This is a genomic window from Spirosoma radiotolerans, from assembly GCF_000974425.1.
Classification (GTDB): Bacteria; Bacteroidota; Bacteroidia; order Cytophagales; family Spirosomataceae; genus Spirosoma; species Spirosoma radiotolerans.
In genome coordinates, this window is record NZ_CP010429.1 from 3,871,640 (window position 1) to 3,886,799 (window position 15,160).

Annotated in this window: 12 protein-coding genes; 1 reads left to right on the top strand and 11 read right to left on the bottom strand. The window is 49.7% G+C overall.

Annotation, left to right across the window (positions count from 1 at the left end; all coding sequences use genetic code 11):
* Positions 1–142: 142 nt before the first annotated feature.
* The 9 genes from SD10_RS15740 to SD10_RS15780 form a co-directional block, all read right to left on the bottom strand.
* On the bottom strand, positions 143–1,672 hold the full coding sequence (locus SD10_RS15740; RefSeq protein WP_046574933.1) for an MBOAT family O-acyltransferase: 1,530 nt from the start codon (positions 1,670–1,672) through the stop codon (positions 143–145).
* A gap of 70 nt (positions 1,673–1,742) precedes the next feature.
* The gene (locus SD10_RS15745; protein ID WP_046574935.1) at positions 1,743–2,717 is read right to left on the bottom strand and encodes a glycosyltransferase; all 975 of its coding nucleotides are present in this window, start codon (positions 2,715–2,717) and stop codon (positions 1,743–1,745) included.
* Positions 2,718–2,762: 45 nt separating this feature from the next.
* Entirely contained in the window at positions 2,763–3,749 is a 987-nt protein-coding gene (locus SD10_RS15750; RefSeq protein ID WP_148562460.1) for a glycosyltransferase family 2 protein, read from the bottom strand.
* A gap of 78 nt (positions 3,750–3,827) precedes the next feature.
* Entirely contained in the window at positions 3,828–5,552 is a 1,725-nt protein-coding gene (locus tag SD10_RS15755; RefSeq protein ID WP_046574938.1) for a hypothetical protein, read from the bottom strand.
* Between the two features lie 76 nt (positions 5,553–5,628).
* Positions 5,629–6,366, bottom strand: coding sequence for a glycosyltransferase (locus SD10_RS15760; RefSeq protein WP_046574939.1), 738 nt, complete (start codon positions 6,364–6,366; stop codon positions 5,629–5,631).
* Complete coding sequence (locus SD10_RS15765) at positions 6,367–7,803, bottom strand: DUF6056 family protein (protein WP_046574941.1); 1,437 nt, start codon at positions 7,801–7,803, stop codon at positions 6,367–6,369.
* 53 nt (positions 7,804–7,856) lie between these two features.
* The gene (locus tag SD10_RS15770; protein WP_046574943.1) at positions 7,857–8,807 is read right to left on the bottom strand and encodes a DMT family transporter; all 951 of its coding nucleotides are present in this window, start codon (positions 8,805–8,807) and stop codon (positions 7,857–7,859) included.
* 81 nt (positions 8,808–8,888) lie between these two features.
* Positions 8,889–9,965: an LptF/LptG family permease gene (locus tag SD10_RS15775; protein ID WP_046574945.1), complete on the bottom strand. Its 1,077-nt coding sequence runs from the start codon at positions 9,963–9,965 to the stop codon at positions 8,889–8,891.
* A 91-nt stretch (positions 9,966–10,056) separates the two neighbouring features.
* Complete coding sequence (locus SD10_RS15780) at positions 10,057–10,710, bottom strand: metal-dependent transcriptional regulator (protein ID WP_046574946.1); 654 nt, start codon at positions 10,708–10,710, stop codon at positions 10,057–10,059.
* A gap of 268 nt (positions 10,711–10,978) precedes the next feature.
* On the opposite strand from SD10_RS15780, the gene SD10_RS15785 reads away from it, so the two are divergent.
* Positions 10,979–12,319: an Nramp family divalent metal transporter gene (locus SD10_RS15785; protein ID WP_046574948.1), complete on the top strand. Its 1,341-nt coding sequence runs from the start codon at positions 10,979–10,981 to the stop codon at positions 12,317–12,319.
* 27 nt (positions 12,320–12,346) lie between these two features.
* Here SD10_RS15785 and SD10_RS15790 read toward each other — a convergent pair whose 3' ends face one another.
* Both SD10_RS15790 and SD10_RS15795 read right to left on the bottom strand, forming a co-directional pair.
* Entirely contained in the window at positions 12,347–14,287 is a 1,941-nt protein-coding gene (locus tag SD10_RS15790) for an ArnT family glycosyltransferase (RefSeq protein ID WP_046574950.1), read from the bottom strand.
* Positions 14,253–15,038 carry a glycosyltransferase family 2 protein gene (locus tag SD10_RS15795; RefSeq protein WP_046574951.1) on the bottom strand — a complete coding sequence of 262 codons (786 nt, stop codon included), beginning with the start codon at positions 15,036–15,038 and terminating at the stop codon, positions 14,253–14,255. Before SD10_RS15795 ends, SD10_RS15790 begins: the two co-directional genes overlap by 35 nt.
* Between the last annotated feature and the right edge of the window lie 122 nt (positions 15,039–15,160).

A 15,160-nucleotide genomic window follows, 5' to 3' on the forward strand; every position in this document is an offset into this window, starting at 1 on the left:
CATCCAGTGATCGAGGAACCAAAAGCTTGACCAGGGGCTGCGCTTTCATTCCAGATATCCACTCGCACTTTCAGTTCTGAATTTCTTAACCCAGTATCGTTCCTCAGTTCTGGGTATACGAAGGTCTGGTTTCTGGCTAAAATTAGAACTGAAAATAAATGAACTGATTCGAGGAGAAAACGCCGAAGAGATACGTAACGAATGTGATCAATACAAACAAAGCCGCAAAGCGAACGGTGCTGCGGGTTGGAATGGTGAGATAAAACTGCTCTTTCAGCAACAGAAATACAATCAGAAAAACACTGAACCACATCTCGGTTGTATTCATTGGGCTGTCGAGGTGATCGCTGAACGATAACGTTGGAATTCGTTTCAGGATCAGGAAGGCGTCACTCAGGCTACGGGCGCGGAAAAACACCCAGGTCAGCATGATGAGCACGAACGTGAGCAGCGTGTTGACGACCACCCGAATTGGCGAATGTGATTTGGGCTCACTGGCAGGCGAGTGGATCTGTTTAGCCGGTGTGGTAATGAAACCTAGTCGAGCCAATGCTTTATCGCGAATGACAGCCATAATCTGGTACAGGCCATTCAATCCTCCCCAGATAACATAGGTCCAGTTTGGGCCGTGCCAAAGGCCGCTGGCCAGAAAAACGATTAGCATATTGAGGTACTGCCGAAACTCCCCTTTTCGGTTACCACCCAGTGGAATGTATAAATAATCGCGGAACCAGGTCGAGAGCGAAATGTGCCAGCGTCGCCAGAATTCCGAGATAGACTGGGCAATGTAGGGTGTTCGAAAGTTTTCCATGAGCGTAAAGCCCATGACCCGGGCAGCGCCAATGGCGACATCGGAATAGCCCGAAAAGTCGCAGTAGATCTGGAAGGTGTAGAAAAACGTAGCGGCCAGTAACGTCAGGCCGTTTTGCTGAGCAGGGTCGGCATAGGCATGATCAACGAGCATCGCCAGCCGGTCGGCAATGACTAGTTTCTTGAACAAGCCAAATGCCATCTGCATCAGGCCCGCTTTGACGTTCTCTTTATCGTACTTAAAATAGTCGTGAAACTGCCAGAGCACATTTTGCGGTCGTTCAATTGGGCCGGCCACCAGCTGCGGGTAAAACATGACGTAGAGCGCATAAATACCGAAATGCCGCTCCGCCTTCTGGTTACCCCGATAGACCTCAATCGTATAGCTCATGGCTTGAAACGTATGGAACGAAAGGCCAATAGGCAGAATACTCATGTTGTCTTTATACGACGAGATACCACTTTGCCCGAACACGTGCAGCACCTTGACAAAAACTCGATTTACCAGTTCCGTAACGGATTCGGCCACACCGGGCATACTCAGCTTTTCAAACAACAAGGACAGGTTTTCGGCAAAGAAGCCAAGGTATTTAAAAAAGGCCAGGATACCCAGGTTCGAAATAAGCGATAGGATGAGCAACCATCGTCGGGATTTGCCACTTGTTTTTTCGATCCAGATTCCAGCAATGTAATCGATGACAATGGTTAAGAGCAGGATAAGAATGTACGCTGGCTGGAAAACCATGTAGAAATAGCAGCTGGCTATCAATAACAGTATCCACCGCCCCTGCCATTTCAGACTGAAATAGCTAAGCGTAACGACAATAAAGAATAGTAAAAATTGTAGTGAATTAAATAGCATCGTTCAGTCATTCAGGGTGTATGGTTGACGGCTGGCAGCAGTCCATCGTCAACCATAAACCCTGAACTTGTTAATATACCTTCTCGACCTTTTCGACAAAATCGCCAAATTGCCGCGCCGGAATAAATTGGGGCTGCGTTCGATAGGACAGCACCATAAAAACGAGTAGTAGCGAAATCAGGAAAGCCTGCAGGATAACGATCAGGAATGAAAAAACCAGGTAGGTGGCCCATCCCGGCACAGCCGTATCGGTAAACAAACGCAGGGATACGACCACACCAATGCCGAACACCGACGCGGCCACCATCATTACGCAAAATAAAGTGAGCCGCACGGCGGTCGTATCCATCAGTACCGATACGGCACTCAGCCCATGTAACACCAGCGACACAAAGTTCATTTTGGACTCTCCGGCCAGTCGGCGGCCACGCTCCAGAGGCACTGCTGTGTAGGGCAATCGAGACCGGATCACGCCACCAGGGTAATTATTCCATATTTCTGACACATACGCCAGTTTACGTAACTGCTTGGCGGGTACAAGACTAAAATTCCCAAAGGTGATCACCTTACCCGTCAATAGGCGAAAGACACTTTTATACACCTCATAGAATAGACGGAATATAAAACTTTCATGCCGTTTGGCACGATGCGCAAACACAACGCGGGACGGATTGGCAGCACCGGTTTGTAACAACAGCGGAATATCTTCGGGTCTGTCTTCGCCATCGGCATCCATCACAATAGTCGGATACTGATCGGGTAAAGAGGCCAGGTAGGATAAACCTAGGGCTATGGCTTTCTGGTGACCGACATTCCGGAAAAGGCGCAGCACCGATAACGACTGTCCGATGCCGGTAGGTAACGTATCGAAGTTGATTGACGAGCAGTCATCGACGATCAAAAAAGTCAGTCGGTCTGTTAGCGATGCTCCATTTACGTCCCGAATACGTTCCAGTAATAGCCCCAGCGCCTGCCAGTCATTAAATAAAGGAATGACGATATTGATACGGTCAGGATAGGCGGTTAAGGTATTATCTAAGGCCATCGTAGTTCTTTATAAGAAGAAAAAGTTTGTTGAGCGTGTATTCATTTAAGCAGTCGTTGTAAGGTCTGGATTTCGTATAGTTGGCAAAGGCTGACGCTGCTGGTGTCGGATAATCTCCCGAACGACATACAACGGACGCCCTTTGGCCTGAAAAAAAATGCGCAATACATATTCACCAATCAAACCCAGCGCGATTAGCTGTACCCCACTAAATAAAACAATAACGAACAGCAACGCCGTAAAGCCCTGGGGCACGTCATGGTAAATAAACCGTTTTATCAGCGTCTGAATCAGGTAAATCACTGCAACCCCAATCGTGAACATGCCCATTCGGGTGATCAGCTTCACAGGGTATTCGCTAAAGTTAAAGATGCCGTTGTACGCCAGGCGTTGCAGCATACTGAATGAGTATTTCGACTCGCCCTCCAGCCGGGCGTCACGCTCATATTCAACGCCGATCTGGCGAAACCCAATCCAGCTCCGCATCCCCCGGATAAACCGGCTCTCTTCGGGCATTTGTTTGAGTACATCGGCAACCCGGCGGCTAATGAGCGAGAAATCACCACTATCCAACGGCAAGTCGACATACGAAATTGACCGCATCAGCCGATAAAACAGGGAGTAAGCTGTTCGTTTGAACCAGTTTTCTTTTCGCTTCTTCCGAATGGCATATACGACATCGTACCCTTCCTGGTATTTCTGATAAAACTCCGTCAGCAATTCGGGCGGGTCCTGCAAATCGCCATCGATGATAAATAGCGCTTCTGTGCCGCTAGCCGAGGCTATACCCGCCGTGAGCGCAATCTGATGCCCGTAATTACGGGACAAGAATACGCATTGATAGCGACTGTCGGTGAGGGCCAGCTGCTGCATCAGCACGGCCGTCGTATCGCGGCTCCCATCATCAACCAATACAACTTCAATGTGCAGGGGCGACGCATCCATTACGGCATTCAGCCGAGCGACAAGACGCGGTAACGATTCCGTTTCGTTGTATAATGGAGCGACAATAGAAATCTGTGGATTCGGCAAAACAATGAAGATTGAGTCAGTACAGACTTGACAAAAGTAAACTTTTTGACGTTGCAGATCGTGAATGCCGTTCTTTTCTTAAGGAACGGCCACCGTCTGACAACTAAACTGCACCGGGCGATTCGACTCCGACGGCGTTAATACACCCACTTTATAGCGACCCGGTTCCAGCATAATATTAATGATTTCGGCCTTTACCGACGTGACAGGCCTATTTAGCCAGAAGTTCCGCAACGTGAAGGGTATCTCCGACGCGTACAGGAGCGTGCGCTTGTCAGACTGAACCAGGATAGCCGCCTGCCCCAGGGCGTTTTTATAGGCTAGAGGCTCCGTTTGGGCCACGTAACTGTATCCGCCCCCCTGCACCTGCATGGTCAGGCAGGAATCGTTCGGTGTACTCGTTGTTGCTGTCAGAAGTGACTCAACCGGCGTAACATAACTGGTTGGGTAGTGATAGATTCCCCGTTTGGCCGATTCGCGCATGACCGAGCGGGCCATATTGGCAAACGGTGTTCCCCAGGTGGCACCGAGCCCGATGTCGTTGTGCTTCTGATTCATGGCGCTGGTCAGCAGCATCTGTTTCCGGTAGGCTGCCTTAGGCCAATAGATGCCATAGGCGAATACCCAAATCAGGATGCTCACCAATGCACCCACCTTCAGACACCGTTGCTGCGCCCGCCAATTCAGGCATTCACTCAGCACGTTAAGGTAGATCAATGTAGCCATCACCGCCGGATAGATCATGTAATTACTAACCACCATCACCTCATACCCGTAGCGAAGACGAAGCAGAGCAATAATCGCGACATTCCCGAACAGGAAGACATACCCACCGATAAAGAATAGCCGCCGTTTTTGGCGCTCATCGTCAGGTTTCTCGCTGGAAGCGGGCAAAAACCCACGTACCATTCGATACACCAGGCTTAAAACCAGTGCCGCCAGCACTATGCCCGCCAGCGTGGGTGGTGCATAGCGCCAGCTCCCCTGAACGGTCGGAATCAGATCGAACATAGCGCCCGTAAACGTGAAAAAGGCACCGATGGCCTGCACGGGGTGCGAAAGGCTGTAGCCTAAACTGTCGCTGGTCCGGCCAGCACTCTGAAAATTGTAGAAATAGAGCCAGATAGCGATCACGCTCCCAGCAACCCACCCGCCCAGCCGATACCAATTTCGGCTCAGGGCCAGAATAATCCCTCCGGCAATCAGGCCCATCAGGCCATTACTCATAGAGAGCGCAGCCAATATCTGCAAAGTAATCGCGAGCGCAAAGTTGCTGCGTCCCGACTGGGTAAGCATATACTGTGAAGACAGCGTCAGGCAAATGACAACGGAGTGCTGCAAACCCGGGATGGACCACAGGCTCGTCAGGTAGTACTCGGGCTGCAGCAGCAGGAAGGGCACCGGCAAAAAAGCCAGCCAGGGCAACTGCATAGACCGGAATAGCCGGGCAAGTAATACAAGCGTACCGAGTATAAACAACAACGCAATCAGGATGAGCCACCGAAAATTGACCTCACCCGTCAGGTAATACATAGCCAGCGTAATCAATTTGGCGATCACGATCCGGTGTTCGTTGTTGGGGACCAGAACGTTATAAATTTTTTCGGAGAGCGTCGTGGCATCCGTATACGCCAGCGTAAACCCCAGAAACGCATCGATATCGTCGAACCAGGGGACATTCACCGCATACGTAAATACGAACAGGATAAAGCAACCAACTGGCAAGGCTATCAATACAGGGGCAAGGCTTTGTAGCCGAGAAACAAGGCGGCCCTGGGCTGGTACGGCAATAACAGTAGACATAATGCAGAACTTAATTTTTCAGATTCATTCTTAGAAGCACCACGCTTGGCGCTACCAGAGGTTGATTACCAGCCGATTATACATTTCTGTATTTTTGCTGAATCCGGTATAGCTCATACCACATTCTAAACACATACCCCGAGCTGATGCGTGAATCACTTTGCTCGATCCACTGCCGCAGGGGTTGCTCCGCAAGGTGACTGAGTACAGCCGGCCGACCATAGTGCTGGGTAAGCCGGGCCAGTAATTCGACATCAAATAGCCAGGGACTAATGAACGGTTCCTGAAACAGCTTCACGACGATACCCGACCGGAATAGTTTGGCACCACACTGCGAATCGTAAACGGGCAATTTCAGAATCGTACTGATGACGGTAGCAATGATTCGACCCACATAATGCCGAAACGCATCCCGCCGAATATCGACGCCCAGGAACTTAATGCGCGAGCCCATGACCAGATCAAGCGCCGTGTTGGCATCCAGGACGGCGGTCAAATCAGCAATGGCCGTGAGCGGGGTGGCCAGGTCGGCATCCAGAAAACCGAGGTAATCGAAGGATTTATCGGCACAATGCAGCATGCCCGCCCGCACGGCACCCGATTTACCCTGATTCCGGGGTAAAATTAAAGCACTGATGCGATTCGGGTACTGCGCCTGCATCCCTTCCAGTACCGCTTTGGTCCCATCGGTGCTACCGTCGTCTACAAAACAGAAATTCACGTTTGTACCCTGTTGCATAAACGCTAGAAATACCTCGGTCCGAAGGCGGGTAGCCTCGTTGTAACAGGGAATAATGATGCAGGCAGACGACATTTATGGCTGGGCGGTGGCGGTGAATGTAGAGTCGAGAACAATTACTTTATGTCCATAATAACCTGATTGGCAACGGTTCCACCAGTGCATCCGGTCCGGTTTAATATCTTCGACAAAGATACTGGGTGGGTATACACTAATGGGTCGCAAGCGAACCGTATCCGCTGATGCCATCAATTGGCGATGCCGCTCGGTCATCTCACGGTCGTAGGTGGCGGCATTGCCACTAATCAGGTCAATACCCATCTGCTTAACGGATTTACTGACAACAATACTGCCGATCAACCAGATAGCAGTCAGCATCCACACGGGTGCAGGCCATTTTTGAACGAGCGTCAGGCTGCGACCAAGCCGTTCCAGCCAGCCTACCCAGACCGTTAAGACATAAAACCAGCCGAGCGCAAAGAAAACAAACAGGACGTTCATCGTTCGGGCAAAAGGCGGAATGCCTAATCCATAGTAGGACGGAAAAATAGTGGCAGCCAGCAAGCCAAGATACACAACCGCGACTAAACCTGCCGGTAATAAAAACAACTCCCGAACCGGGCTGCCATGCCGAACCAGCCGACGGGCGATAGGGATGAAAAGCAACGAAAAAGGAATAACCGGCGTTTTCAGCAACCACAACCCCATCGACCGAGCCAGCCAGCCAAACGAAAGTACCATTGACTTGACCAGCTCGCCCGCCTTCGTCTGATTGCTGCCCATCCGGATAGCGTTGCCCGGAGCCCGGAACAATAGCCAGGCTGATACAAAGGCAACCAGCACCAGCCAGACCAGCAAGGGATCGAACCGCCGGAGAAACACCAGCCGATAGCCCAGAATGGCCAGCAATAATAAAATCAATAACACAAGGTTTGTTTCGCCGGAGCCAATGCTAGCAAATACCAGAAACCCTGCCCAGACGGCGGTCAATCCTTTCAGGACGCCTTCCGGTAAACGATACCATCGGATGATAACCGCCAGCAGATAAATGGTGAGTATGGTTGGGACAGTGTAGGTCGCCATGGCAGCTGTCCAGAAAAACGCTTCGACGGTACTTTGCAGCGCCAGCACGATCATAAAAAACAGCAAGGCCGTAACCTGAAGGCGGTTTTTTAGCGACTCGCCCCGTAATAACTCATTGACCAGCGCGTAGATAGCACCAACCAGAGCAGTTGTCAGTAACGCCGGAATAAACCGGTAGCCATCATACCAGCCCCACACCAGAGGGCTTCCATGAACCAGCATATTGGAGAAATAACGCCCGGTCCAGCCATTGTAATAAAATTTCTGGCCCTGCCAGAACCCGTACCGCACAGCCGTATCGGCAAAACAGTAGTCGTCGGCAGCCGATGGATGGTTGTGAAACGAGAGCAGTAGTAAGGGCAGATAGGCCAGTAAAAACAGGAGAATGACGGTTATGGTCGCCAACCGATCAATAAGCGGGTGTTTCATGCAAAAATTCGTACAGGCGTATGACAGAGCAAAAGCGATGCCCTTTATTCGCTTTATGGTTGAACATCTATTTCCAGGTCACCTCCGGTAGGTGTGGTATTTGTCGGTTTCTGTCCGCCCAAGAATGGGTAAGCCAGGACGGCAATCAGAATAACAAGTGTACCGATGTAGAAGCCCGATGTCATGTGTTCGGTATCGCCAAAAATCAATAGGGCCAGTAGTATACCATATACCGGCTCCAAATTTACAGTTAATATGGCCAGATATGGTGAAAACTTTCGTAAGAGGCTAACCCCAATGGTGTAGGCATACACGGTGCAAACCATCGAAAGCACGAACAGCCAGAGCCATTGCATGCCTGTTTGGGGTACATACTGGACCACAACGCCGGTTTCGTGAGCATTAAGCTGCCGCACCAGCAACCAGAGTACAATAGCGCCCAGCAAGGCACCGGCCATCTCATAAAACGAAATGACCAGCGCATCGTACCGGTGCGTGAATCGGCTATTGATGATGGTAAACAGCGATGATAACATGGCTGACCCAACGGCAACTGCCAGCCCCACCACCTTGTCGAACTCGAAGCGAAAGATCAGGTAAAGCCCCGCCATAACAGCCGCGCCAAGCCCTACCTCAACAGGGCGTACCCGCCGACGCAACAGCAACGGTTCCAGCACACTTGCCCAAAGCGAACTGGTTGCCATACCAGCCAGGCATACCGACACATTGGACAACCGGGCCGCCAGAAAAAACAAGACCCAGTGCAAACCAATGAGCCCACCCGTTCCCAGCAATCCCCAGGCATCAGCGGTCGATACGCGCAGGTTCTGTCGACGAATGGTCAGCACAACGCCAACCCCGATAACAGCCAGCAAGGTCCGAAACAAAACGACCGCCGACGGGTCGAGCGGTTGCAGTAATTTGCCCAGAATAGCGGTAAAACCCCAGATCAGAACAATGAAATGAAGTTGAAAATAGTCAGTGAGTGAAGCCTTTTTTTGCATAACGATAAATGATGAATCAGGAGTGATGAATGACGGCAATTACTCATCATTCATCACTCCTGATTCATCATTTTTTACAACTTACCTTGGAATGGTATTGTACAAAAGTACGCCAATAGCTGCAAAAATAGCGTTTGGCAACCAGACCGCCACTATGGGATTAAGGTTGCCCGACTCGGCAATGCCTTTGGCCAGCATAAAGAACAGGAGATACGTAAAGGCCAGAATAAATCCCAACGCCACTTGCCAGCCCACGCCCCGGCGGCTCTTCCGGGCCGACATAATGACGCCGATCACCGTCAGGATGATAATGGCGAACGGACGGGTATCCCGGCTGTATTTTTCGAGCAGATAAGTCTCAACGCCATCGGCGCCACGGCTTTGCAAGAGGTCAATGTGGCGGTTCAGCTCCGGGCGCGTGAGGGTTTCATACAGGTTAAAATCCGAACTAAAGTCATCGGGTTTCAGATTCAGGGTTGTATCGATGCGGGGGCCTGGCGTGAGCGTTTCCTGTAACCCATTGATTGTCCGTATCTTATAGTCGTATACGGTCCATTTCTTCTTCTTGGCATCCCACTCGATATGGTCAGCGGAGAGTTTTTGTTTGAGCTGGTTGCCCTCTACGCGCTCCATCGTAAACTTATAGCCGGTATTGCTCTGGTTGTTGTAACTTTCCAGATAAGCATACGTGTTTGGAGCGATCTTCAGATGCACGTTCCGGCCGGAGTAGTTGTAGGCATCGTTGATGTACTTTATTTCGAATGCGATCCGGGTTTTGTTGGCCTTGGGAATCACATAGTTGACCATAAAATACGTAGCTACTGCCAACACCGACGCCCCCAGCACATAGGGAAAAAGCAGGCGAATAAAGCTAACGCCACTACTCAAAATGGCAATAATCTCCGTGCGGGCAGCTAACCGCGAGGTTAAAAACACGGTGGCGATGAAGACCATCAGCGGGCTAATGTAGTTGGCCCAGTACGGAATGAAATTGAGGTAATAACTGAACAGGATTTCATTGCCGGGGGCATGGGTTTTATGAAAGTTGTCCACCTTTTCGGTGTAATCGATCATAACGACCACCAGCACAATCACCATCACCACAAAGATGTAGGTTTGTAAAAAGCGCTTAAGTATATAGGCGTCTAAAAGCTTCATAATTCCGTTTGCGGGGGATATTTAGTTCTTGGCTTACCCTAGACAAATGTGCGTTTTCGTTTACCGTAAACCACAAACCGAATACCTTACCCTAACTTACTAATAAATTTTTGGCGACTTCGTGGGTGACGAATACCGTACGCCCGGTTTCTACCTGCACCAATACCGATTTATCGAACGTGTTGATTTCATGAATGGTAACGGTACTACCCAGGGTAAGGTGCGAATGATCAAGGTGTTTCAAAAACTCGGTCGAGTGTTCAAGCACAGCCATCAGACAAACGTCCTCTCCCATAGCCACCTCCGATAGTTTTCGATAGCCCATTTCAGGCATCTGTCCGGCGTGGGTAGGAATTGGATCGCCATGCGGATCAAACTGTGGACAGCCTAAATACGTATCTAACCGCGTCACCAGCTCTTCCGACCGAATGTGTTCCATTTCTTCAGCAATCTCATGTACTTCATCCCAGCCAAAACCGAGTTTCTGCACCAGAAAAACTTCCCACAGCCGATGCCGCCGGATCACCTGAAGGGCAAGCCTCTCCCCTTCTTCGGTTAGCCGCACGCCCTGGTATTTTTTATAGTGAATAAGCTGTTTTTCAGCCAGTTTGCGCAACATATCTGTCACCGATGCAGCCTTGGTGGCAGTCATTTCTGCAAGAGCATTTGTACTCACTTCACCCTGCTGCCGATTGGCGAGGTAATAAATGGTCTTCAGATAGTTCTCTTCAGTGAATGAATGCATGGAATGAGCGGCTGCTTATTCATAACGGCTGAATAAACAGAAACAGTTTGCTGGCAAAGGTAGTTTTTATGTTAAACTTTCTAAAAATTTAGATTAGTCTAAATTTTTATTTCAACAATCCTTACCTTTAGTTCGTTAAGGAGTAAGTTAGCATAAATAGATGTCTTGATAAAGATAGAAAGACACAGAAGAAAACGCTTGACGAATCAAATTCAAACCAATTCATTGAACAAAACTCTTGTAAGTAGTTAACGTTCAATTGTACTAAATGGAAGCAACAAATACATCGATGAACGGCTGGCGGCAGGAGAATAATGCAAACTCACTGGCCGACGTACATAGTTCTGTTCAGGTACCTGTGGGTGGAGGCTTTTTTAAAACCTTACGAGCCTATGCGGGTCCGGGATTGATGGTTGCGGTGGGTTATATGGATCCAGGCAACTGGGCAACGGACATTGCGGGCGGGGCGCGTTACGGGTATCGGTTGTTATCGGTCGTACTGATTTCCAACCTCTTTGCTATACTCCTTCAACACTTGGCCCTCAAATTAGGCATCGCTACGGGCCGCGATCTGGCGCAGGCCTGCCGCGATCATTACAGCAAGCCAGTCTCTATTGGTTTATGGCTACTGGCCGAAATCGCCATTGCCGCCACAGATCTGGCGGAGGTAATCGGCTCAGCCATTGCGCTTAACCTGCTCTTCGGCCTGCCCCTCACCGTTGGTATTCTAATTACGGCCCTGGATGTATTGCTGCTGTTATTTTTGCAGAATAAAGGATTTCAACTCATTGAACGGATAGTTGCCAGCCTGATTTTCCTGATTGTGGGTTGCTTTGGCTACGAGTTGCTGGTATCAAAACCCGATGTCGCCAGTGTCGTTTCCGGATTGATTCCTCGGACCGAGATAATCAGCAATCCGGGTATGCTTTACATTGCCATCGGCATATTAGGTGCCACGGTGATGCCCCATAATCTATATCTGCATTCCAGCATAGTGCAAACCCGTAATTTCGGGCGCAACGACGAGGGCCGTAAATCGGCTATTAAATACGCCACCATCGACTCGACCGTTTCCTTATTTCTGGCCTTTTTCATCAATGCCGCCATCCTCATTTTAGCTGGGGCAGCTTTCCACTTTTCGGGAAACCAGCAAGTAGCCGACATTACGGATGCCCACCGCTTGCTCGACCCGGTACTTGGGGTTAAAATGGCCGGTATTCTGTTTGCGGTGGCCCTGCTGGCTTCCGGTCAAAACTCTACTCTTACAGGCACGATGGCTGGGCAAATCGTCATGGAGGGCTTCATCAACCTGCGCGTTAAGCCCTGGATACGCCGGCTCATTACCCGCCTGGTAGCCATCATTCCGGCCCTGATTGTTGCTGTCCTATATGGCGAGCGTGGCACCAGCGAGTTGCTTGTCCTTAGTCAGGTGGTACTGTCCCTTCAGCTTAGTTTTGCGGTAGTGCCTCTGGTTTTATTTACGAACAGCAAAGCGAAGATGGGCCGTTTCGCGAATCCGCTCTGGATAAAGGCATTGTCATGGGCAGTGGCCGTGCTTATCATTGGCCTGAACGGGTATTTATTGTGGGATACGGTTTCGAGTTTGTGATTGCTATGACAAGATATGCCTACTTCGTTAACGAAGGCCAAACAAAGTCACCATCCCCGTTTTAGGGTCTAGGCGCCGGTAGACCTTGCCGCCATACTGCAGCGTATCATTTCCTGTGCGCATTGAAATGATGTAGTCAACGGTCGGCTGTGTATCCAATAATTTGCTGGGCGTTTTGACGCGAATGTGGTAGAGCTGAACAGGCTGTTTTAGCTGATAGTACCACATATAATCGAAATCATCTTCCCCCAGAACCAAGCCAATAGCCAACGAATCTGGCCTTTGTTGATTCAACCGCGTCGAAATCTGGTCGAATGCGCTTTGGTATTCACGCCCATTAACGAAATAATTCCGCTCCCGACCATTCCAAAACGATACTGGCTGAGTGAGTGGTGGCAACGTGATCAGCGGCCTGAATGGGTTTGTTAACACAAAGCCGCCGGCCGACAGAACGAATAGCCAGAAGGGCCATTGCACCCCCTTATTAACTGCCGTTAGCAACCCAAGGGCTCCTATCGGAGATGCCAGCAGAAACAGGAAAAGGTGCAAACGCGCGTGCCAGGGCTGCCACTTCAGGTAGGCACAAAACAGAAGAAAGGTGAAGATAATTACCCCAGCCAGAATGAAGTAAGGCGTTCGATTTTGTTGCTTCTTCTGGCGGATTAGCCAAATCAGGCTGCCGGTTAGCCACAAAAGATGGATAAACGAAGAGGCATTATCCTCATTATTACTCAGCCTGGGCAGCTTAAACGAACTACCCGCATAGGTGGTGTTTTTATCGGTTATGTTGAACTCCAGCACCCTGTGAAGGCTTTCGACACCCTGCTGAGCAATCTGATTTACGCCCGGAAACCCAAAATGAATCGCCAGATTACGGCTTATGTTCGACACCATCATCGGTACCGAATGGACTTTGTTGGTATAGTTGCCCTCCAGTTGCGTATTTGTTAACGGATGCGCATAAACGAGAAAGTTGCGTAAATAATGACCCGTATTCAATCCCAGGCTTATTCCAACGAGAAGCCATGTTGGTACAACCAGTTTATAAAAAAAACGGTTAGCAACCGCACCGCGCCTGTTTTCTATGAATAGGCGCCTAAGTTCCATAATACCCCACGTTAGCAGCAGGGGAGCGCTAAATAAGTAGGCCGTACCTTTAGTGAGCAATGCAAAGCCCAGGGCAAGACTGGCCCAAACGATGTTTACAATCTGTCGATGCTGATAGTAACGCAGCAAATAGAGCGCCACCAGAATTAAATAAAATGATGCGACCAAATCGTTTTGGGTAGACGATGCCTGGAGGATAAACATCGGAATCGTGACTGCCATAAAAACGGTAGCCATCTGTAAGGAACGTGAGCCGCCCATTTGCTGCGTTAGCAGAGACAAGCCTACCAGGCAACCAACACCCGCCAGCCATTGCACAGGGTTGGCCCACAGGTCAGAGTGGCTGAGCAACATCGTATGCATAATCGTCCACTCGGCCAGAGGAGGCTGGTAAATCTGACGTTCGATGTGCGTAGCAAAAGGCTGGATACGTTGCTGCTGCAACCAGTGCCCAATTCGCCCCATATGATACGTAAGGGAGTCGAAATTGTTGGGAGGATAAAGAAGGGCGGTTAGAAGCGTCAGCCCAAGAATGGCGCTTGTTACGATCAGGCACTGGCGCTCAAATGTGGACAACCGATTCCATGAAAGTCCGGCGAACTTCCCACCTCGCCGGTGCTGAACGATAGCCCAAGCGGTAAAGCTGATCGCTACGCCACTCCAGGTCAGGCCTACTTTGGCGTAATTAAGTTGATGAACAAAGCTTAATGTTTCCGTCAGAAAAACGACAGCTCCCGTATTGACGAGTAGCGAATCGATTAGTCCGTAGCGAATGGGTGCCGGATTCACAAAACGGGCCCGGTACACAGCCTGGCCGTACCAAAGGCTAGTGACTGCCCAAAACAGTATCCAGATGTTCATACATCGTAGTCGCGGGTGCAACAGTTTTCAGAGCCTTCGAGGGATGAAACAGGTTGTAATACAAAATGCAGTAGATAGCCCGGAAGCCATCGCGCCAACCAATTTTCTTCCCCTCGGCATAGGTTCTGCCAGCGTAGGAAATTCCTACTTCATAAATACGAATGCCGGGTATGCGAGCAATTTTGGCAACAATTTCGGGCTCGAAGCCAAACCGTTTTTCGCGTAAGTTGATCTGCCTGAGCGTGTCCAGACGGAACATTTTGTAACAGGTTTCCATGTCCGTCAGATTTAAATCGGTAAACATATTCGATAGCAACGTCAGAAATCTGTTCCCTACTGAATGCCAGAAATACAAGACCCGATGCGGCCGCCCGCCCAGAAACCGGGAGCCAAAGACCACATCGGCTTTATTATCCAGTATAGGCTGAAGCAACATAGAATATTCGGCCGGGTCATACTCCAGATCAGCATCCTGCACCACCAGAAAGTCGCCGGTGGCGGCAATTATCCCGGTTATCAGAGCCGCTCCTTTTCCCTGATTTACAGCATGCCGAATGTACCGGATATTGGCCCTATCAAATTGATTCGTGAAGTTCTGCACCCAAAAATGGGTCATATCCTGAGAGCAATCATCCACAATAATTATCTCTCGCTCAACGTCTTTGGGGAGCTGAACAGTCGTAACCTGCTCCAGAATCGAATATATTGTTCGTTCCTCATTGAAGGCTGGAATCAGAATCGATAGTTTCATTGTGGATGTAGATAATGTAAAAAGAAGGATTGGACTAATTCGGGTTGTTCATCAACGGCCTATGAATGTTTCTCCATAAATAGCAGGACAAATTCTGTGCCTAACCGTATTCTTCAATTGAT